At 62.3% G+C, this 20,894-nt stretch carries 22 protein-coding genes and 1 pseudogene; 14 read left to right on the forward strand and 9 right to left on the reverse strand.

The features are described 5' to 3' along the window. The first annotated feature begins 22 nt into the window (after window positions 1-22). Window positions 23-1,379: pseudogene (gene hemN, locus PAF17_RS03380) on the forward strand (oxygen-independent coproporphyrinogen III oxidase). A 31-nt stretch (window positions 1,380-1,410) separates the two neighbouring features. Here the strand turns inward: hemN and polA are convergent. Both polA and PAF17_RS03390 read right to left on the reverse strand, forming a co-directional pair. Continuing rightward, window positions 1,411-4,221: a DNA polymerase I gene (gene polA / locus PAF17_RS03385; protein WP_271887669.1), complete on the reverse strand. Its 2,811-nt coding sequence runs from the start codon at window positions 4,219-4,221 to the stop codon at window positions 1,411-1,413. Window positions 4,222-4,412: 191 nt separating this feature from the next. Beyond that, on the reverse strand, window positions 4,413-4,601 hold the full coding sequence (locus PAF17_RS03390) for a zinc-finger domain-containing protein (protein WP_271887775.1): 189 nt from the start codon (window positions 4,599-4,601) through the stop codon (window positions 4,413-4,415). Window positions 4,602-4,747: 146 nt separating this feature from the next. Between PAF17_RS03390 and PAF17_RS03395 the strand changes: the two genes are divergently transcribed. After that, window positions 4,748-5,674 carry an ABC transporter ATP-binding protein gene (locus PAF17_RS03395; RefSeq protein ID WP_271887670.1) on the forward strand — a complete coding sequence of 309 codons (927 nt, stop codon included), beginning with the start codon at window positions 4,748-4,750 and terminating at the stop codon, window positions 5,672-5,674. A gap of 9 nt (window positions 5,675-5,683) precedes the next feature. Here the strand turns inward: PAF17_RS03395 and PAF17_RS03400 are convergent, their stop codons facing one another. Both PAF17_RS03400 and PAF17_RS03405 read right to left on the reverse strand, forming a co-directional pair. Further along, complete coding sequence (locus PAF17_RS03400) at window positions 5,684-6,067, reverse strand: HIT domain-containing protein (RefSeq protein WP_271887671.1); 384 nt, start codon at window positions 6,065-6,067, stop codon at window positions 5,684-5,686. A gap of 18 nt (window positions 6,068-6,085) precedes the next feature. Beyond that, on the reverse strand, window positions 6,086-7,660 hold the full coding sequence (locus tag PAF17_RS03405; protein ID WP_271887672.1) for a DUF5928 domain-containing protein: 1,575 nt from the start codon (window positions 7,658-7,660) through the stop codon (window positions 6,086-6,088). A gap of 163 nt (window positions 7,661-7,823) precedes the next feature. On the opposite strand from PAF17_RS03405, the gene PAF17_RS03410 reads away from it, so the two are divergent. Beyond that, window positions 7,824-8,642, forward strand: a complete 819-nt coding sequence (locus PAF17_RS03410) for a sulfotransferase family protein (RefSeq protein ID WP_271887673.1) — start codon at window positions 7,824-7,826, stop codon at window positions 8,640-8,642. Window positions 8,643-8,697: 55 nt separating this feature from the next. On the opposite strand, the gene dps is transcribed toward PAF17_RS03410, so the two are convergent. From dps to ndk, 5 genes are all read right to left on the reverse strand, one after another. Continuing rightward, window positions 8,698-9,243, reverse strand: coding sequence for a DNA starvation/stationary phase protection protein Dps (gene dps, locus PAF17_RS03415; protein ID WP_334223653.1), 546 nt, complete (start codon window positions 9,241-9,243; stop codon window positions 8,698-8,700). Between the two features lie 80 nt (window positions 9,244-9,323). After that, window positions 9,324-9,557, reverse strand: coding sequence for an acyl carrier protein (locus PAF17_RS03420; protein WP_111299847.1), 234 nt, complete (start codon window positions 9,555-9,557; stop codon window positions 9,324-9,326). Window positions 9,558-9,728: 171 nt separating this feature from the next. Further along, the gene (fabG, locus tag PAF17_RS03425) at window positions 9,729-10,466 is read right to left on the reverse strand and encodes a 3-oxoacyl-ACP reductase FabG (RefSeq protein ID WP_271887675.1); all 738 of its coding nucleotides are present in this window, start codon (window positions 10,464-10,466) and stop codon (window positions 9,729-9,731) included. 39 nt (window positions 10,467-10,505) lie between these two features. Continuing rightward, window positions 10,506-11,432 carry an ACP S-malonyltransferase gene (fabD, locus tag PAF17_RS03430; protein WP_271887676.1) on the reverse strand — a complete coding sequence of 309 codons (927 nt, stop codon included), beginning with the start codon at window positions 11,430-11,432 and terminating at the stop codon, window positions 10,506-10,508. 135 nt (window positions 11,433-11,567) lie between these two features. Continuing rightward, complete coding sequence (gene ndk, locus PAF17_RS03435) at window positions 11,568-11,990, reverse strand: nucleoside-diphosphate kinase (RefSeq protein ID WP_271887677.1); 423 nt, start codon at window positions 11,988-11,990, stop codon at window positions 11,568-11,570. Between the two features lie 206 nt (window positions 11,991-12,196). Between ndk and PAF17_RS03440 the strand changes: the two genes are divergently transcribed. The 11 genes from PAF17_RS03440 (at window position 12,197) to urtA (ending at window position 20,849) form a co-directional block, all read left to right on the forward strand. Further along, on the forward strand, window positions 12,197-13,303 hold the full coding sequence (locus PAF17_RS03440; protein ID WP_271887678.1) for an AI-2E family transporter: 1,107 nt from the start codon (window positions 12,197-12,199) through the stop codon (window positions 13,301-13,303). 95 nt (window positions 13,304-13,398) lie between these two features. After that, on the forward strand, window positions 13,399-14,154 hold the full coding sequence (locus tag PAF17_RS03445) for a GNAT family N-acetyltransferase (RefSeq protein ID WP_271887679.1): 756 nt from the start codon (window positions 13,399-13,401) through the stop codon (window positions 14,152-14,154). Between the two features lie 142 nt (window positions 14,155-14,296). Next, window positions 14,297-15,112 (forward strand): urease accessory protein UreD, encoded by an 816-nt coding sequence (locus PAF17_RS03450; RefSeq protein WP_334223654.1) that lies wholly within the window; start codon window positions 14,297-14,299, stop codon window positions 15,110-15,112. Window position 15,113: 1 nt separating this feature from the next. Next, on the forward strand, window positions 15,114-15,425 hold the full coding sequence (locus tag PAF17_RS03455) for an urease subunit gamma (RefSeq protein ID WP_271887681.1): 312 nt from the start codon (window positions 15,114-15,116) through the stop codon (window positions 15,423-15,425). Continuing rightward, the gene (locus PAF17_RS03460) at window positions 15,426-15,602 is read left to right on the forward strand and encodes a hypothetical protein (protein WP_271887682.1); all 177 of its coding nucleotides are present in this window, start codon (window positions 15,426-15,428) and stop codon (window positions 15,600-15,602) included. Beyond that, complete coding sequence (locus PAF17_RS03465; RefSeq protein WP_271887683.1) at window positions 15,599-15,904, forward strand: urease subunit beta; 306 nt, start codon at window positions 15,599-15,601, stop codon at window positions 15,902-15,904. The genes PAF17_RS03460 and PAF17_RS03465 overlap by 4 nt, the downstream gene beginning before the upstream one ends. A 2-nt stretch (window positions 15,905-15,906) precedes the next feature. Beyond that, a complete protein-coding gene (gene ureC, locus PAF17_RS03470) occupies window positions 15,907-17,595 on the forward strand; it encodes an urease subunit alpha (RefSeq protein ID WP_271887684.1) in 1,689 nt (562 codons plus the stop codon). 8 nt (window positions 17,596-17,603) lie between these two features. Next, a complete protein-coding gene (locus tag PAF17_RS03475) occupies window positions 17,604-18,104 on the forward strand; it encodes an urease accessory protein UreE (protein WP_271887685.1) in 501 nt (166 codons plus the stop codon). Then, window positions 18,079-18,738, forward strand: a complete 660-nt coding sequence (locus PAF17_RS03480; protein ID WP_334223656.1) for an urease accessory protein UreF — start codon at window positions 18,079-18,081, stop codon at window positions 18,736-18,738. Before PAF17_RS03475 ends, PAF17_RS03480 begins: the two co-directional genes overlap by 26 nt. Continuing rightward, window positions 18,735-19,373, forward strand: a complete 639-nt coding sequence (gene ureG, locus PAF17_RS03485) for an urease accessory protein UreG (RefSeq protein ID WP_271887687.1) — start codon at window positions 18,735-18,737, stop codon at window positions 19,371-19,373. The genes PAF17_RS03480 and ureG overlap by 4 nt, the downstream gene beginning before the upstream one ends. A 195-nt stretch (window positions 19,374-19,568) precedes the next feature. Then, a complete protein-coding gene (gene urtA, locus PAF17_RS03490) occupies window positions 19,569-20,849 on the forward strand; it encodes an urea ABC transporter substrate-binding protein (protein WP_408636361.1) in 1,281 nt (426 codons plus the stop codon). Window positions 20,850-20,894: the final 45 nt, after the last annotated feature.

Below are 20,894 nucleotides of genomic sequence, written 5' to 3' on the forward strand. Positions count from 1 at the left end.
CATCATTGATAATTGTATGGTCATGAAACAGGTTTCGCAACTACAGGATTATGGTCTGTTTGACGCGCGAGCGCCGCGTTACACCAGCTATCCGCCCGCCAATCACTTTGCCACAGATGGCATATCCGACCTTGCCCGTGACTGGATCGCCTCAATCGCGCCGGGCAGCGAGGTTTCGCTTTATGTGCATGTGCCATTCTGTCGCCGACTTTGCTGGTTTTGCGCCTGCCGCACGCAGGGAACCCAATCGCTGGATCCGGTGCGGATCTATGTTGAAACCTTGCTGGATGAATTGCGGCAATTGCGCGCACGCATGCCCGACGCCGTGCGGCTGTCGCGCCTGCATTGGGGCGGCGGCACACCGACCTTGCTGCCCCCCGACCAGATCACCCGCCTTGCCACGGCGATATTTGACGCCTTTCCGCTGACAGAACGCGGTGAGTTTTCGGTTGAGATCGACCCGACCGAAATCGACCCGGCCCGCATGTCCGCCCTGGCGGCGGCGGGCATGACCCGCGCCTCGATCGGGGTGCAGGATTTCAACCCTGACATTCAGGCCGCGATCGGGCGCCCGCAAAGCTATGAGGTCACGGCCAAAGCCGTCGAGATGATCCGGGCAGCGGGCATCAACAGCCTGAATGCCGATATCCTGTATGGCCTGCCCCATCAAAGCCGGTCGCGCATGTCCGAAACCGTTCAGAAGCTGATGGCGCTGTCGCCGGATCGGGTGGCGCTATATGGCTATGCCCATGTGCCATGGATGTCCAAAACGGCAGGTGATGATACCCGAACAACACCTGCCCGACGCCCGCAATCGCCTGGATCTGTTCGAAACCGCCCGTGATCTGTTCGTCGCGGATGGGTTCACCGAAATCGGCATCGACCACTTTGCCCGGCCCGGCGACAATCTGGCGCGCGCGCGCAATCTTGGTCAGCTGAGACGGAACTTTCAGGGCTATACCGACGATCACAGCCAGGTCCTTTTAGGGTTGGGCGCATCGTCGATTTCCCGCTTTCCGCAGGGTTACGCCCAGAACGCGCCGGCCACGGGGGCCTATACGGCACGGATCCGCGAAGGGCGCATCCCCGCAACCCGCGGCCACGCCTTCACCCGCGAAGATCGCTGGCGCGCCAGAATGATCGAATCACTGATGTGCCACTTTCACATCGACAATGGGGAAATGCTGCGCGATTTCGGGATATCCCCCAGCCAGCTGGCCCATCTTTACGCGCCACTGCGCACGCGGTTCAAGAACATGGTCAGAATCACCCCACATGCATTGCAAATCACCGCCGAAGGCCGGCCCTTGACCCGCATGATCGCACAGCATTTCGATACCTACGCCACACACCCCGATAGCCATTCCCAAGCGATCTAGGCCGCCCCCGGGGCGGCCCAACCAGGTCAGATCAATGGGCTTCGGCCCAGTTGTCGCCGCTGCCCGCGTCGACAACCAGAGGAACCGACAGCTTCACCGCCGGTTCCGCCGCCGTCTCCATCACCTGCCGGGCCGCAGAAATCAGTGCGTCCACAGCGCCTTCCTCGACCTCGAAAACCAGTTCATCATGCACCTGCAACAGCATTCGTGCCGGCAGATCGCTGATCGCGGCAGGCATGCGGATCATCGCACGCCGGATGATATCGGCCGCGGCCCCCTGAATCGGCGCGTTGATCGCCGCGCGCTTGGCCCCGCCCGCCGCCGGACCTGACTGATTGATCGCAGGCGTGTTGATCCGCCGACCGAACAATGTCCTGACAAAGCCATCCTGCTTGGCGTCGGCAACGGTCTTGTCCATATAGGCGCGGATCTCGGGGAACCGTTCGAAATAGGTATTGATGAACGCCTGTGCCTCGGCCCGCGGAATCCGCAGGTTGCGCGACAGACCAAAGCCCGAAATGCCGTAGATCACGCCGAAATTGATGGCCTTGGCCTGACGGCGGATCATCGGGTCCATCCCCTCGACCGGCACGCCGAACATCTGGCTGGCGGTCATGGCATGAATATCCACGCCCTCGCTGAAAGCCTGTTTCAACGCCGGTATATCGGCAACATGCGCCAGGATGCGCAGCTCGATCTGGCTGTAATCCAGACTGACCAGCCGGTGCCCTTCAGTGGCAACGAAAGCCTCGCGGATTCGTCGCCCTTCTTCACTGCGCACGGGAATATTCTGCAAATTCGGCTCGGTCGAAGCCAACCGCCCGGTCTGCGCCCCGGCGATGGAATAGCTGGTATGAACCCTGCCGGTTTCCGCGTTCACATAGGTCTGGAGCGCATCGGTATAGGTGGATTTCAGCTTGCTGACCTGACGCCAGTCAAGCACCCGCGCCGCCAGGTCGGTGCCCTCGGCCGCCAGATCCTCCAACACATCCGCGCTGGTGGAATAGGCGCCGGTTTTGCCCTGTTTCCCGCCCGGCAGCCCCATCTTGTCAAACAGGATCTCGCCCAGCTGCTTGGGGGAGCCGACATTGAACTTTTCGCCGGCGAATTCGTGGATTTCATCCTCGAGCTGCGCCATCTTCTGGGCAAACGCGTTCGACATGCGCTTCAACGTCTCGCCCGCGACGCGGATACCGGCCATTTCCATATCGGCCAGCACCGGCACCATCGGGCGTTCCAGCGTTTCATAGACGGTGGTGACCTTCTGCGCAGAAAGCCGGGGCGCGAAATGCTGCCAAAGCCGCAGGGTGACATCCGCATCCTCGGCAGCATAGGGCGTAGCCTTGTCGATGGCGACCTGATCAAAACTGATCTGCGACTTGCCCGAACCGATCAGTTCCTTGATCGGGATGCATTTGTGATCCAGATAGCGATCGGCCAGCTCGTCCATGCCATGATTATGGGTGCCTGCATTCAGCGCATATGACATCAACATCGTATCCGCGATCGGGGCCATGCGAACCCCCAGACGCGCGAATATCTTCCAGTCATATTTGATGTTCTGCCCGATTTTCAGGATCGCCGGATCTTCCAGCACGGGCTTCAATGCGCCCAGCACCCCGGTCAGGCCAAGCTGTCCCGGAACCAGGGCGGCAGATCCGAACAGGTCGTCCCCGCCCTCGACATGTCCCACTGGAATGTAACAGGCTTCACCCGCACGTACGCAAAGCGACACGCCGACCAGATCCGCCTGCATTTCGTCAAGCGAGGTTGTTTCGGTATCGATGGCGACGTGACCGGCGTCGCGAATGCGTCCGACCCAACGCTCCAAAGCCTCGGCATCGGTCACGCATTCATACGCAGCATGATCGAACCCCGGCATTTCCGGGGCGGCAGTCACAGCGACCGCCGACGCCGGCGCGGCCACCACCGGCGCTTCGGCGCCCAGCCGCTCGGCCACGCGCTTGGTCAGGGTGCGAAACTCCATCTGCGTCAGAAAACCCAGCAAGGCATCGGCATCCGGGTCACGCACTTCCAGGCTTTGCAGGGTGAAATCCAGCGGCGTGTTCCGGTCCAATTCGACAAGCCGTTTGGAAATACGGATCTGTTCGGCATGATCGATCAATGTCTGGCGGCGCTTGGGCTGCTTGATCTCGCCCGCGCGTTCCAGCAGCGTTTCGAGATCGCCATATTCATTGATCAACTGCGCGGCGGTCTTGATCCCGATGCCCGGCGCACCCGGCACATTGTCCACCGAATCACCGGCCAACGCCTGGACATCCACGACACGATCCGGGCCCACCCCGAATTTGGCCTGCACCTCTTCAACGCCGATCAACTTGCCCTTGATCGGGTCCAGCATGTCCACACCCTCGCCGACAAGCTGCATCAGGTCCTTGTCGCTGCTGATGATCGTCGCGGATCCCCCGGCCTCGCGTGCCCGGCAGGACAGTGCCGCGATAATGTCGTCAGCCTCATATCCTTCCAACTCGATGCAAGAGATATTGAACGCCCGCGTCGCGTCGCGCGTCAGCGGGAATTGCGGGCGCAGATCTTCCGGCAATTCAGGACGGTTCGCCTTGTAAAGATCATAGATCTCGTTGCGGAATGTCTTCGAGGAATGGTCGAAGATCACTGCGGCATGGGTCGGCGCGGCACTGCCATGTTCGTCCGAGACATATTTCCACAACATGTTGCAGAACCCGGCAACAGCCCCGACGGGCAACCCGTCGGACTTGCGCGTCAAGGCCGGCAGCGCATGATAGGCGCGAAAGATAAAAGCCGAGCCATCGATCAGATGCAGATGGCAACCCTTGCCAAAGGCAGGCGCGTCCGAGGTCATAAGGCGATCCTTTACGAGATGTCGCCGACCGTTCTGACAGAATCCTTCGACGGGCGCAAAGGGGCAGCAACAGTCGCGAATGTCATTCGGGTGCGTATGCGCGGGGCGCAAGCCCCAGCCTTGCCGTCCCCCTCAATGGGGGGCGTCAAGGCTTCGCCGCCCCGGGACGGAACCCGGCGGCAACGGCCTGATCAGTGATCGTCGCCCGCATGGTCGCGATCCAGAACAAAGCGTTTGTCGCAATAGCCGCAATCGACAAACCCCGTATCCGCCGAAATCGCCAGCCAGACCCGCGGATGGCCCAAACCGGCGGCGTCATCGCCGTCACAGGCGACGCGGCGGCTGGTCACGATCACTTCTTCGGGCGCGGGTCGCTTCAGCGCGTCGGCGTCCTGGCCGGTCGACAGCGGGTTTTCGGGCATCACATATTCGGTCATGTCTGGCCTTCTTGTCGCGACGTGCGTGATCTGCTCTAACCCCATTAGCGCAGCGCCGCCTGCCTTCGCAAGCTCTGCTAGGAAGACCAATGACAAATGCGATCGAAATTTCGGGCCTGCGCAAGGTCTATGCCGCCCAGGGCAACGCCCCCGCCAAAGAGGCATTGAAAGGCGTTGATTTGACCATCCCGACCGGCAGCATCTTCGGCCTTCTGGGTCCGAACGGCGCCGGGAAATCGACGATGATCAACATTCTGGCCGGGCTGGTCAATAAAACTGCGGGCAAGGTGTCGATCTGGGGTTTCGATCAGGACGTGAACCCGCGCCAGTCCCGTGCCGCCATCGGCGTGATGCCCCAGGAACTGAACATGGACCCGTTCTTCACCCCGCGCGCCAGCCTCGAAGTGCAGGCCGGCCTTTACGGAGTGTCGAAATCCGAACGCTGGACCGATGAATTGCTGGAACTGGTCGGCCTGACCGAACAGGCCAACGCCTATGCGCGCAATCTTTCGGGCGGAATGCGCCGACGCCTGCTATTGGCCAAGGCACTGGTGCACCGCCCGCATATCCTTGTGCTGGATGAACCTACGGCGGGCGTCGACATTACGCTGCGCGAGATGCTGTGGAACAATGTGCGCAAGCTCAATCAGGCCGGCATGACGATCATCCTGACCACGCATTACCTCGAAGAGGCCGAGGAAATGTGCGACGAAATCGCCATCATCAATCACGGTGAACTGATCGTCCGCCAAGGCACCCGCGACCTGCTGGCCCGCACCGACGGCAAGACCCTTGTCATCGATACGGGCGGCACGACCGAACTGCCCGACCTGCCGACAGGCGCGCGCCCCGAATGGCGCGATGACGGCAGGCTCGCCATCAGCTATCCGCCTTCCGCGATACGCGCGGATGCCTTGCTCGACGCCTTGCGGGCCGGTGGCGTGCCAATCATTGACGTGGCCACCGAACAACCGGATCTGGAAGACGTCTTTGTCGAAATGACACGCGGCCGCTAGGCCGCGCTGCTAGTCACGCAGGCTGACCATCGGTCCCATCATGCGCCCGCCCATGATATGCAGATGGAAATGCGGCACCTCTTGAACTCCATGCGGCCCGGAATTCGCGATCGCCCGGAAGCCCTCATGCCCGTCGCCCAGTGAAACACCCTCGCTGGCGCACACCTTGGCACACAGACGCATGAAGCCGACGATCTCGGCCTCGGATGCATTTGCCGAGAAATCGTCAAAGCTGACATATTGTCCTTTGGGAATCACCAGGACATGGGTCGGTGCCTTGGGCGCGATATCGCGGAACGCCAATGCGTGGTCGTTTTCGGCAACCGTATCATTGGGAATTTCGCCGCGCAGAATCTTGGCAAAGATATTCTGGTCATCATAGTCATAGGTCATGGGCGCGCTAAGTCCTTGTCAGTCGAACAGATTGGGTATCGCGGCCAGATCCTGCGCCATCTCGGGCGACAGGTCCAGAAAGCGGGCAAGTGCGGCTGCATTTCGTTCGATCGCGCGATCCGCCGCAATGGTTTCGAAATTGTCGAATTCCATGTCGCGAAGCCGCTCGGCCTCATGGTCCAGATCACCCTTGACCGCAGGCAACAACCGCTCGAACAATTCCGGCGGCGTCGTGTCATTTGCCAGGCCAATCCGGCGGGTATGGCCCCGCAGATAGGTGTCATCAAACTCGGTTTCGACAAACAGGATGCGGGTCTCGGCGCGGTCCGCGGCGAAATCGCTGATCAGGTTCAATGCTGACGGGTCCAGGCACAACACCAGATTCGTGGTTTCGAATTGCTCGAACAACAGTTTGATCAGCGCCCGGCGATGCCTTTCCCGCTTGGCCACAGTCGAGGCGATACCACCCATATCGGGCAGGGCCGCTTCCTGTTCATTGAACACGAAATCAACTGCGGGAATAGCCGTGGTTGCCCGGATGCGTTCCGACAACCGTTTGGCCACATGCCATTTTTTCGCAACGATCAGATGCACCACGCGCGACCGCCCAAGGCTGCCATCCGTTTCCCAGAAACGCGGCGCAAACCGGCGTCCGATCCGTCCGCGTCCGGTCAAAAAGTAATACAGGCGCGGCCCCTCGGCAGAAATCGGAAACTCTTGCCCCGTCTCTTGCCAGGTCATGCCCAGCTTGTGCCGCAATTCTTGCGCCTCGGCCGAGATCTTGCGCGCAAAAAGGAAGTTCTGGCGCAGCAGCAGGTCGAAATGGTCGTTATGAAAGGTGACCGGCATGCCATAATCGGTAAACAACAGAAATGTCAGTGTCCGACTGCGCAACTGCGTCTTTGGCACGACATGGGCCACAAGCGTCTGAAAGAATGTCTCGTCCGGAATCCAGGTCGTCCGGAAAAAGCGCACCAGCGCTGGCCATTCCTCGATCAGCTGCAACACCGCTTCAATGGTCTGGCGGCGAAGACACCACCATTGCGATCCGATCATGATCTGCAATCCTTCGGGCACCTGCCGCGACAGGCCCAGGCGTCGCTGCAGTTTCATGCTGGCATAGAACAAGCCCTTCTGGTTGCGCTCGTTGAACCAGTGCCGATAGATCAGACGCTCTTCCTTGATCCCGGTCTTGATCCAGTCACTGCGAAAAAAGTCAAAGCTCTCGATATAGTCGCAATCATCGGCATCCAGAAAATCATGGGTATATTCTGCCGATTTGATCGGCATGCAATCGCCTGAAAGCATGTAGAAATGAGTCGCCTGCGGAAACTGGCGCTCGGCCGCGCGCAACGCCTCTAACGTGGCGGCCACAAGCGACCATTCACCCCAACCACATTTCAGGCGCCGGCGCGCGAAAACCACCGACGGGTTTCCGGCCAGTGCCTCGCGGATCATCCGAAAATCCTCGGTCGGAGCACTCTTGTCATAGTGGATCGAAACGAAATCGCCCGAAGCGGTCAGACGCCGTGCCTGATCGATAACCCCCTGCGGGTCCTTGTGGGTCAGCAGGATAAAGGCGATGCGTGCCATGACGGATCATTTTTCCTGTCAAATCGTATCGGTTATTCGGAAGGCGTTGATAATCCTTCCATCATTTGCTTTCTGTCTCTAACCATTTTCAGCGCGTGAACAAGGCGCGCGAACCGCACCGACCGCCGAACCGGGGCTTTACGCGCAAAGGAGTATTGCAATCATGGGATTTCCCGGCGTCTGGATGACAGAAAGCGAAAGCATGATCTATCGCGTGGTGCCCAAATGCGCCTGCTCGACCATCGGTCAGATCATGTATTATTCGGATCATGGTCGGTTCTTCGACGGAGACATCCACGATTCGACCGCCGGCCTTCACAAATGGTCCCAAGACGAAAGCCAACCGCTGATCCAGCGTGCCGTGCGCAATCATGCGGCGCTGACCTATACCTGCGTGCGCAATCCATATAACCGCATCCTGTCATCTTTCTTTGACAAGATCGCAGGCATCCAGCGCAATGGGCGGCGCTATCGCGGCAATCTGGTGCCACAGCTGATCCAACGCTATGGGATCGATGTCGGCAGCCCCGAGAACAATTTTGAATTCGACCAGATCGCCAGCTTTCGCAGGTTCCTGCTGTTCGCACGTGACACGATCCGCTTTCGCCGCCCGATGGAGCCCGATATTCACTGGTCCGCCATGTCGGGTCATATATCGACCTTTATCGTGAATGGTGGTCGCTACGACCAGATCTTCTTTACCGAAAAGTTCAACGCGGGCATGCAGGCCGTTCTGGACGCCAGCGAAACACCGGTGCAGGTCGATCTGGACACGGTGCCCCGGTTCAACGAATCCGAGGGCCACGGTCCCAAACGCGCGCATAAGGTCAGCGAATATTTCGACGATCTGTCGCGGCACCTGATCTGGGAAATCTACAAGAACGATTTCCAGCTGTTCCGTTACGACTTTGACAATCCGGACAACAAGCTGCCCATTTCGGACATAGATCTGGACGAAGTTCACGCCAAGCTGGGTCGCTAGACAGAAGAAAGGCGCAGCCGTTTGGCCGCGCCTGTTCCGGCCATGGGTCAGGCCGTCATTCCAGGTGGCTTTCCATGAACCACAGATCCTTGTCCGCAACGCGCGATGCAGCGGTGAAGATGTCGGCGGTATCCGCATCTCCGGCGTCGTCGGTGGCGTCGATCGCCGCCCGCAGATTTGCGCCGTGATCGCGCAGGCGGGCGCAGATGGCGGTCAGGTGATCGGCCACCTTGGTCAGATCGGTCGGATATTCATCCAGTGTTGCATTCTTCGCGACGAGTTCGGCGGTCCCCAGCGCCACGCCGTCCAGAATTTGCACTCGTTCCGCCATCACGTCGATCTGTTCCTGCAGATTTGCATAGACCGTATCGAACAGCTCGTGCACGGCGATGAAATTCGGACCCTTGACGTTCCAATGCGCCTGTTTGATCGCCAATCCCAACGCCAGACTGTCGGCCAGACGGGCATTCAGTTCCGAGATAGCGGTTTTCCGGGCGTTGTCGCTTAGACCTTTGACATTCACAGCCATTGTCAGCTCCTTGTTATTCATCCGCCCAGACAACCCACCCGCCGCGATCGGGTTCCGTGCTTGGCGATGCATCCCCCGAAAAGAAAAACGGCGCTTTCCCAAACAGGAAAGCGCCGTTTCTTAAAAGCTGTCGATCAGACCGTCGAAACAGTTCAGACCGCGCCTTTGATGAAGTTTACCGCATCACCCACGGTCTGGATAGTTTCGGCAGCATCGTCAGGGATTTCGATCCCGAACTCTTCTTCGAAAGCCATGACCAGCTCGACGGTGTCGAGGCTGTCTGCGCCCAGATCATCGATGAACGAAGCGGATTCAACCACTTTGTCCTCGTCGACGCCCAGATGCTCGACAACGATCTTCTTTACGCGATCAGCGATATCGCTCATGTCACATCCTCATTCTCACGGGCATCCGCCCAAGTTTTGCGCGGGCACATTGCCCGGTTCAGCACAGGGCGGTTCCCCTGCAGCTAAGGGCGGGGATATAGCACCCTAGAACCCTCTTGCAACCTGTTTTCAACGGATTCTCGCGCCGCGCTGCAGCGCGGCACATTCCGTCTAGACCATCGACATACCGCCATTGACGTGCAAAGTGGCCCCTGTCACGTAACCTGCCGCCGGACTTGCCAGATATGTGACCGCCGCCGCAATATCATCGGGGGCGCCCATGGCACCTGCGGGGATCTGGGTCAGAATCTTGCCCTTCTGCTCGTCGTTCAGCTTGTCGGTCATGGCCGTCGCGATAAAGCCCGGCGCAACACAGTTGACGGTGATACCCCGGCTTGCAACCTCATAGGCCAGCGATTTCGACATGCCGACCAGGCCCGCCTTGGCAGCCGCGTAATTGCCCTGCCCCGGGTTGCCGGTCGTTCCCACCACCGACGTGATATTGACGATCCGCCCCCAGCGGGCCTTCATCATGCCGCGCAAAACCCCGCGTGACAGGCGGAAAACGCTGGTCAGGTTCACATCCAGAACCTGTTGCCATTCATCGTCCGACATTCGCATGAACAGGTTGTCGCGCGTGATACCTGCGTTGTTGACCAGCACATCCACGGATCCCATCGCCTCTGCCGCCGCCTTGGGCAATGCTGCCACGGCATCGGCGTCGGACAGATTCGCGGGAACCACATGGGCGCGTTCACCCAATTCAGCCGCAAGTTCCTGCAACGGTGCTTCGCGCGTGCCCGACAGCGCGACCGAGGCCCCGGCCGCATGCAATGCCTTGGCGATCGCGCCGCCGATACCGCCCGAAGCACCGGTAACCAGTGCATTCTTACCCGTCAGATCAAACATGTCTGCCTCTTTGGTTGTGTCATGACTTTCAGGTCCGGTTCAGCCCTTCAGCGCAGCAATATCTGACGGAGTGCCGATATTGCGCAACTGTGCGTCCCTGGCGATTCGCTTGATCATGCCCGACAATGCCTTGCCAGAGCCGATTTCCCAGAATTCGGTCACGCCAGCTTCGATCAGCTTGGCCATCGATTCGCGCCAACGGACGGTTCCCGTCACCTGTTCGACCAACAGCCGGCGGATCGCACCCGGCTCGATCACGGCTTCGGCACGAACATTGGCGATCAGTGGAACCGCGGGGGGCTGAATATCGACACCCGCCAGGGCATCGGCCATCACCGCCGCCGCGGGTTGCATCAGCACCGAGTGGAACGGCGCAGATACCGGCAGCATCAATGCCCGCTTCGCACCGGCCTCTTTCATGGCGGCGGCAGCACGTTCGACGGCATCCTTATGCCCCGAAATCACCACCTGAGACGGATCATTGTCATTGGCGGCCTGAACAACCTCGTCGCCGGCCAGATCACGCGCAATTCGGTCCACCGTTTCGAATTCCAGCCCAAGGATTGCCGCCATCGCGCCCTGCCCGACAGGCACGGCTTCTTGCATTGCCTGCCCGCGCAGACGCAACAGCCGCGCAGTATCTTCCAGGGTTAGTGCCCCTGCAGCACAAAGTGCCGAATATTCGCCAAGCGAATGACCCGCGACATAGCTGGCGTCGTGGATCCCGATGCCCTCGGCTTCCAGCGCACGGAACGCGGCCATCGACGCAGCCATCAACGCGGGCTGGGCATTCTGGGTCAGCGTCAATGTCTCGATATCGCCGTTCCAGATCAGATCCGACAGCTTTTCGCCCAATGCGTCATCGACCTGATCGAAAACATCGCGCGCAGCCGGATAGGCCTCGGCCAATTCGCGCCCCATGCCAATGGTTTGCGCCCCCTGTCCCGGAAAGACGAATGCCCGCATCGCGGCCCCCTGTTCTGGTTTCCCTTGTCCCAGCCCTTACCCTGCAGGGGCCTGCGCCGCAACTGAACCCGTTCCCGGGCCACGAAAAAGGGGCCACAAAGGCCCCTTTTCCACGTTCAACGATACCTGTCAGCCTTAGCCGACCAGTTCCAGGCCCGAAAAGAAGAACGCGATTTCCTGTGCGGCCGTTTCCGGTGCGTCCGAACCATGAACCGTGTTTTCGCCGACCGACAGGGCGAATTCCTTGCGGATGGTGCCCTCGGCTGCGTCCGCCGGGTTGGTTGCGCCCATCACTTCGCGGTTCTTGGCGATCGCGCCTTCACCTTCCAGAACCTGCACCACGACCGGCTCGGAGGCCATGAATTCCACCAGTTCACCATAGAAGGGACGCTCTTTGTGGACTTCGTAGAATTTGCCGGCTTGCTCGGACGACAGCTTGATGCGCTTTTGTGCGACGATGCGCAGGCCGGCATCCTCGAACTTGGCGTTGATCTTGCCGGTCAGGTTGCGCTTGGTGGCGTCGGGCTTGATGATCGAAAGGGTACGTTCGGTGGCCATGGCTTTACCTTGTCTGACTGCGGCGGGGCAGGCCCGCCAGTTCTGAAATCCGCGTCCCGTTAGCAGGCTTGCCCGCTGGCAGCAAGAACAAGCACCCGCCCCGGGGTCGATTGCACGCAAAGAGACACTGTTGCGTCACGCCTGCCGTGATAGCACAGTCCCAAGGAACAGACGCGACAGCCAGAGAACCGGCACAGGGGCAGAACATGGCCGAAAACTCATCGACAGATCAGAACGAGACAGTGGTGCATTTCAGCCTGTCAAAGAAATATGGCGTGCCCTTTGCCACCATCCTGACCGTGTTTGGCCTGGGCCTGCTGGTCGCGGCCATATGGACATGGTCCTCCGTGTTGCTGCTGGGCTTCGCCGCGGTTCTGGTGGCAATCGCGCTGCGCACGACCGCCGCAATGCTGCATCGACATCTGGGCGTGCCGTTGAAGATGGCCATCCTGCTGACCGCCATCATCGTATCGGCGCTGCTGATCGCGATCCTGGGGGCGATCGGGCCGGCCATTTCCAAGCAATTCAGCCAGCTACTCGCAAGCCTGCCTTCGGCATGGAAGCAGGTGAATGACTGGCTGGACATGAGCAGCGTGGGCCAGTTCATCGAACGCAGGATCGAAACCAATAGCGGCAACGGGGGTGGCAATTCCGGCGGCACCAGCATCCCGTCGATCTTCGGCTATCTGACGGGAACCATTACGACCGTGTTTGGCGGTCTGGCGAATGTGGTCCTGATGCTGACCATGGCGATCTTTCTGGCACTGGACGCCCCCGTCTATTCAGGTGGTTTTCTGCGCCTGGTGCCACTGTCATATCGCGACCGCGCAACCGAGATCCTGCACGAATGCGGCACGGCGCTGGCGCGCTGGATGGGCGGGCAGCTGCTGGACATGGTGATCGTGGCTCTGCTGACGGGGCTGGGGCTTTGGTTGCTGGGCGTGCCCTTGGCAATGGTGTTGGGTCTGATCGCAGGGCTGACGAACATCATTCCGGTGGTCGGCCCGTTCATGTCCGGCGTTCCGGCCGTGATGTTCGCCCTGACCCAGGGTGTCGATCAGGCGGTTTCGGTCGCATTGCTGTTCATCGCGATCCAACAGATCGAGGGCAACATCCTGATGCCGATGATTCAGCAATATGCCGCCAACCTGCCACCAGTGCTGACCATCCTGGCGATCGTGGCCTTTGGCGGGTTGTTCGGACTGTTTGGCGTCATTCTGGCCACACCGCTGTTGCTGGTTTCGATCATTCTGGTTCAGCGCCTGTATGTCGAGGACGTGCTTGGCGATTTTCAAGGCGGCGGAGACGCCTGATCATGAACCTGGATGCAATTCTGACATTGATCTTTCGTAAATTCGACACAAGATAACGTTAATGTCCGCCACGTGACAGCAGAGGGGTTGCCGCCATGCAGCCATTCATCAGGGGGCGCTATCAGGCGCGACTGGCCAGGACGGACCATGAAATCCTTGCCGCGCAGCGGTTGCGCTGGCTGTGTTTTGTGGCCCGCAATGATGTGTCCGACGACGGCACGCAGATCGATTGCGACGATCTCGATTCCCATTGTCGGCACATGTTGATCGAAGAGGTCGAAACCGGCCGACTGATCTGTTGCTTTCGTTTCCTGCCACTTGCGGGCGGATCCGAGATCGCGCGCAGCTACTCGGCCCAGTTCTACAACCTTGCCGCGCTCGAAAGCTTTGATGGTCCGATGGTCGAGATGGGGCGCTTCTGTATCCATCCCGAAATTCGCGACCCCGACATCATCCGCACGGCATGGGCGGCCATGACACGCTTCGTTGACGAAGCCGGGATCGAAATGCTGTTCGGCTGTTCCAGCTTTGTTGGCACCGAACCCGAAGATCATGCCGACGCCTTCGCCATGCTCAAGGAACGCCATCTGGCCCCGCGCCGCTGGCTGCCACGGGTCAAGGCGCCCAAGGTGTTCCGCTTTGCCCGCGCTCTGCGCCTGCGCAAGCCCGATCCGAAACGCGCCATGGCCGCGATGCCGCCCCTGCTGCGCAGCTATCTGGCGATGGGCGGCTGGGTCAGCGATCACGCCGTGGTCGATCCGGCCTTACGCACCATGCATGTCTTTACCGGGGTCGAGATCCGCGCGATTCCCCCCGGACGCCGCCGCCTGATGCGGGCAGTGGCTGGCTGACGAAACCTGATTTTCGGATTCCGCTCATTTATTCAGCAGCCAGCCCCGGAAAGGGGCAGATGTTGCAGCTTTGCTTGTCTGACACGCAGTTTAGGGCGCGCCAATCGTTGACCCGGCCCATGCGGACGCGCCCTCTGCCCATATGTTCGACAGCGATGCCCTCGATCCAGTCATGCAACGCAGCCGCGGCAATGCCTCCGTGGTCATGGGGTCGCATGGCCTGATCGACCTGTCGCAGCGCGGCTCGGCCAAGGCGATGCTGCCGCGCATGACGGCGGGCCTGCCCGAAATCGTGTTCCTGAATACCTCGGGGGGGCTGGCATCAGGCGACAGGCTGGCCTTCGCGGTCGAGTTGCGCCCCGGCACGCGCGCCCTTGCGACGACCCAGACGGCGGAACGCGCCTATCGCGCGACAGACGATCCCGCACAGGCGCAGGTGACCCTGACCGTGGGCGCGGGCGGCTGGCTGGACTGGCTGCCGCAGGAAACCATCCTGTTTCACGGATCGAAGCTGGACCGTCACACGCGGATCGACCTTTCGGGTGATGCGGGCTGCATGCTGCTGGAAACCGTGGTTCTTGGCCGGATCGCCATGGACGAGGTTCCGACCCGCCTGCATCTGCGCGACCGCCGCGAGGTCTGGCGCGACGGTCGCATCCTGCATCACGACGCGCTGGCGCTGGACGATGCCACCCTGCCGCGCCTGACCGGGCCCGCGCTGACCGGCACCGCCCGCGCGCTGGCGACGCTGGCCGTGATCGCGCCCCATGCGCCCGATCTTCTGACCCGTGCGCGCGACGTGCTGGACGAACCCGGCGTGACGGGCGCGGCCAGCGCCCCGCCCGGACGCCTGGTCATCCGCCTTCTGGCGCAGGGCGACTGGCCCCTGCGGCGGCAGGTGAACCGCCTTCTGGGGGCGCTGCGCCCCGATCCCCTTCCCCGTATCTGGCAGGTCTGACATGAATCTTTCCCCCCGCGAGCGTGAAAAGCTGCTGGTCTCGGTCGCCGCGATGGTCGCCCGCAACCGCCTGTCGCGCGGCGTCAAGCTGAACCACCCCGAGGCCATCGCCCTGATCACCGATTTCGTGGTCGAGGGCGCGCGCGACGGCCGCACCGTGGCCGACCTGATGCAGGCCGGTGCCCATGTGATCACCGCAGGCCAATGCATGCCCGGCGTCCCCGAAATGATTGAATCCGTGCAGGTCGAAGCGACCTTTCCCGACGGCACCAAGCTGGTCACCGTCCATCACCCCATCCGTCACGAGGCCTGAATGAAAAAGCTTTCCATTACTGCCGCAATTCTGCCGACCCTCGCCTCGGCCCATGTCGGCGATCACAGCCATGTCGGCCCCGATCACCTGCTGACGCAGCCCGACCATCTGGGCGTGATCGGCGTTGTGGTCGTCGTAGCTCTGGGTGCGTGGCTGTGGATCCGGAGCCGGTCATGATCCCGGGCGAGGTCCTGCCCGCCGAGGGTTCCATCACCCTGAACGAGGGGCGGGACGAGATCGCGCTGATGGTCGCCAATACCGGCGACCGTCCCATCCAGGTCGGCAGCCACTACCACTTTGCCGAGACCAATCCCGGCCTGCGCTTCGACCGCGATGCCGCGCGCGGCATGCGCCTGTCGATCCCGGCGGGCACCGCCGTCCGCTTCGAGCCCGGCCAGTCGCGGGAAATCCGCCTGATCCCCCTTGCCGGCGCGCGCGTCGTGCAGGGTTTCCGCCAAGACATCATGGGGGCGCTGTAACCATGGCCCAGACCTTGTCCCGTGCCGATTACGCGGCGCTTTACGGCCCGACCAAGGGTGACCGCATCCGGCTGGCCGATACCGAACTGCTGATCGAGGTCGAACGCGACCTGACCATCCCCGGCGAAGAGGTCAAGTTCGGCGGCGGCAAGGTCGTGCGCGACGGCATGGGCCAGTCGCAGGTCACCCGCGAGGGCGGCGCGATGGACACGGTCATCACCGGGGTCGTCGTCTTCGACCACCAAGGCATCGTGAAGGCCGATGTCGGCCTGAAGGACGGGCGCATCGCGGGCATCGGCAAGGCGGGCAACCCCGACACCCAGCCCGGCGTGACCCTGATCATCGGTCCCGGCACGGAAATCATCGCGGGCGAGGGACGCATCCTGACGCCCGGCGGCTTCGACTGCCATATCCACTTCATCTGCCCCCAGCAGGTCGATCACGCGATCCATTCGGGCGTCACGACCATGCTGGGCGGCGGCACCGGCCCCGCGCATGGCACGCTGGCCACGACCTGCACCCCCGGCCCCTGGCACATCGCCCGCATGATCGAGGCCGTGGCCGACCTGCCCGTGAACATCGGCATCGCGGGCAAGGGCAACGCATCTGTCCCCGCACCGCTGGAGGAACAGATCCGCGCGGGCGCCTGCGCGATGAAGCTGCACGAGGATTGGGGCACCACGCCCGCCGCGATCGACAACTGCCTGACCGTCGCCGACCGAATGGACGTGCAGGTGATGATCCATACCGACACGCTGAACGAATCCGGTTTTGTCGAGGATACGATGGCCGCGATCGGCGGGCGCACGATCCACGCCTATCACACCGAGGGCGCGGGCGGCGGGCACGCCCCCGACATCATCCGCATGGTCGGCATGTCGAACGTGCTGCCGTCGTCCACCAACCCGACGCGGCCCTATACCGGCAACACGATCGAGGAACATCTGGACATGCTGATGGTGTGCCACCATCTGGATCGTCGCGTTCCCGAAGACGTCGCCTTCGCCGAATCGCGCATCCGCCGCGAGACCATCGCCGCCGAGGATATCCTGCACGATCTGGGCGCCTTCAGCGTGATCTCGTCCGACAGCCAGGCCATGGGCCGCGTGGGCGAGGTCATCATCCGCACCTGGCAGACCGCCGACAAGATGCGCCGTCAGCGCGGACGGCTGGAGGACGAGCAGGGCCATAACGACAACCTGCGCGCCCGCCGCTATATCGCGAAATACACGATCAACCCGGCCATCGCGCATGGCGTCTCGCGTCATATCGGCAGCATCGAGGACGGCAAGCGCGCCGATCTGGTCCTGTGGTCCCCCGCCTTCTTCGGCGTCAAGCCCGAGATGGTCTTGGTCGGCGGCCAAATCGCCGTCGCGCAGATGGGCGATCCCAACGGCTCGATCCCTGTGCAGCCGGTCTTCAGCCGCCCGATGTGGGGGCATACGGGCCGCGCCTCGTCGATCTTCGTCAGCCAGGCGGGGCTGGAGGCTGGCGCGGGCGACGGGCTGTCGAAATCGCTGATCGCGGTCGAGAATACGCGTGGCATCGGCAAGGCCGACATGGCGCTGAACGACCGGATGCCTCAGATCGAGGTCGATCCCGAAACCTACGAGGTCCGCGCCGACGGTCAGCTTCTGACCTGCGAACCCGCGACCGAGCTGCCGATGGCGCAGCGCTATTTCCTGTTCTGAGGTTCGCCATGACCCTTCACTGCCACCGCATCATCCGTAACGCCCAAGGCCCCTTCGCCGCGGAAATCGCGCTGGATTACGAATCCCGCCTGCTGCGCCGCAAGCGTCTGACCAGCGCGGCGGGCGATTTCATGCTGGACCTGCCCGAGGTCGTCAGCGTCGAGGATGGCGATGCCTTCGCCCTGTCCGACGGGCGGCTGGTCGTCATGCGTGCGGCCCCTGAACCCGTGCTGGTCGTCACCGGCGATCTGGCGCGGCTGGCGTGGCATATCGGCAACCGCCACACCCCTTGCCGGATCGAGGCCGACCGTCTGATCATCCGTCAGGACCACGTGCTGGAAGCGATGCTGCGCCAGCTGGGCGCGGCGGTCGAACGCGCCGATCTGCCCTTCAGTCCCGAAGGCGGCGCCTATGGCCATGGTCGCACCTTCGGACATGATCACGGCCATTCGCATGACCACGGACATGGGCACGGGCACGACCATGACCACCATCACGAACACGCCTGAGGCCGCCCGCCTGCGGCTGGCGCAATACCTGTCGCCCGCCTTCCCGGTGGGCGGTTTCGCATGGTCGCAGGGGCTGGAATACGCGATGGATCAGGGCATCGCGACGCGCGCGACCCTGCCCGCATGGCTGGCCGACTGGCTGGATCACGGTGCGGGCTGGACCGATGCCGTGCTGGTCGCGCTGGCCCTGCGCGATGCCGGTCCCGAACCGGACGACCTGGCCCGCGCAGCCTGCCCGTCCTCTCAGCGCCTGACCGAGACGGTGGAACAAGGCACGGCCTTTGCCGCCAATATCGCCGCGCTGACGGGTGGCGATGCGGCCCCCGCCGCCCTGCCCGCCACCCTGCCCGTCGCCTTCGGTCGCGCCTGCGCCGACATGCCCCTGCCCGCGCCCGAGATCATCGCGGTCTTCCTGCAGGCGCAGGCCGCCGCCCTGATCAGCGCCGCCGTGCGGTTCCTTCCGCTTGGCCCCATGCAGGGGCAGGCGATGCTGACCGGCCTGCAACCCGCGATCCTTGCCTGCGCCGACCGTGCCGCCACCGCGACGCGCGACGACCTGCACAGCGCCGCATGGGGGGCCGACATCGCCGCCATGCGCCACGAAACCATGACCACGAGGATCTTCCGATCATGAGCTCGAACGCTACCCCGAACCACGGTCCCCTGCGCGTCGGCATCGGCGGCCCCGTCGGCGCGGGCAAGACCACCCTGACCGAACAGCTGGCCCGCGCCCTTGCGCCCCGCCTGTCGATGGCGGTCGTGACCAACGACATCTATACCCGCGAGGATGCCGAGGCCCTGATGCGCGCGCAGGTCCTGCCCGCCGACCGCATCCGGGGCGTGGAAACCGGCGGCTGTCCGCATACGGCCATCCGCGAGGATGCCAGCATCAACCTGGCCGCCATCGCCGATCTGAACGCGACCATTCCCGACCTGGAATTGGTGCTGATCGAATCGGGCGGCGACAATCTGGCCGCGACCTTCAGCCCCGAACTGGCCGATCTGACGATCTATGTCATCGACACGGCCGCCGGGCAGGACATCCCGCGCAAGCGGGGGCCGGGGCTGGCGCGGTCCGACCTTCTGGTGGTGAACAAGACCGATCTGGCCCCGCATGTCGGCGTGGATGCCGCGCTGCTGGAAAAAGATGCGCGCGCCTCGCGCGGTGCGCGTCCGGTGATCATGGCCGCGTTGCGCCACGGCACCGGCGTCGATCAGATCGTCGATTTTCTGATCCGCGAAGGCGGGCTGGCCCCGCAGGCGGCCTGAAACTGCCCGCGCGGCAGGCAGTGGCGTCCCTGCCTGCCCAGCATCGCGCCACTACTGAAGGACGCCGTGCGAAACCTGCCCGAATCCTGTTCAGCATCACCATTTCGTCATTTTCTGCATCTGCGAAGGCAACGACCTTCCCGAAAATCACAACAGGGACCCCGGCCAATGCGCCGTGCGGAAAGGGTGATGAAGATGACCAGATTCACGAAGATTCTGATGATGACCAGCGCCATGGCCATGGCCGGCGCGGCCCATGCGCAGGACGGCGAACCGATCAAGATCGGCGTCCTGCATTCGCTGTCGGGCACGATGGCGATTTCGGAAACGACGCTGAAGGACACCGTCCTGATGATGGTGGAACAGCAGAACGCCAAGGGCGGCGTGCTTGGCCGCCCGCTGGAAGCCGTGGTTGTCGATCCTGCATCCGACTGGCCGCTGTTTGCCGAAAAGGCGCGCGAACTGCTGACCGTCAGCGAGGTTGACGCGATCTTCGGCTGCTGGACCAGTGTCAGCCGCAAGTCCGTGCTGCCGGTGATCGAGGAACTGAACGGCCTGCTGTTCTATCCCGTGCAATACGAGGGCGAGGAATCCTCGAAGAACGTGATCTATACCGGTGCCGCCCCGAACCAGCAGGCGATCCCGGCGGTCGATTACATGGCCGAGGAACTGGGCGTCGAGAAATGGGCGCTGCTGGGCACCGACTATGTCTATCCGCGCACCACGAACAACATTCTGGAAAGCTATCTGAAGGAAAACGGGCTGGCCGAGGACGAGATCTTCGTCAACTACACCCCCTTCGGCCATTCCGACTGGTCCAAGATCGTCGCCGATGTCGTGGCGCTTGGCGCCGATGGCAAGAAGGTCGGCGTCGTCTCGACCATCAATGGCGATGCCAATGTCGGTTTCTACAAGGAACTGGCGGCGGCGGGCGTCAGCGCCGATGACATCCCGGTCATGGCCTTCTCGGTCGGGGAAGAGGAACTGTCCGGTCTGGATACCGCGAACCTTGTCGGCCACCTGGCGGCATGGAACTATTTCCAGACGGCCGAGTCGGATGAAAACACCGCCTTCATCGAGAAATGGCAGAAGTTCACCGATGAAAGCCGCGTGACCAACGACCCGATGGAGGCGACGATGATCGGCTTCAACGCATGGGTCGCGGCGGTCGAAAAGGCCGGCACCACCGATGTCGATCCGGTTCTGGACGCCATCGTCGGTGTCGAGGTGCCCAACCTGACCGGCGGCACCGCACAGGTCCTGCCCAACCACCACCTGACCAAGCCCGTGTTGATCGGTGAAATCCGCGAGGACGGCCAGTTCGACATCGTCAGCCAGACCGAACCGGTGCCCGGTGACGCATGGACCGATTTCCTGCCCGAATCCGCCGTTCTGGACGCCGACTGGCCGGGCAAGGACTGCGGCATGTACAACACCGAAACCGAAAGCTGCGTGCAGGTTCAGTCGAATTACTGATCCCGCGCGACCCGAAGGGGCGGCCACGCCCCTTCGCCTTTTCCC

It is taken from the genome of Paracoccus onchidii, from assembly GCF_028294535.1.
Lineage (GTDB): Bacteria > Pseudomonadota > Alphaproteobacteria > Rhodobacterales > Rhodobacteraceae > Paracoccus > Paracoccus onchidii.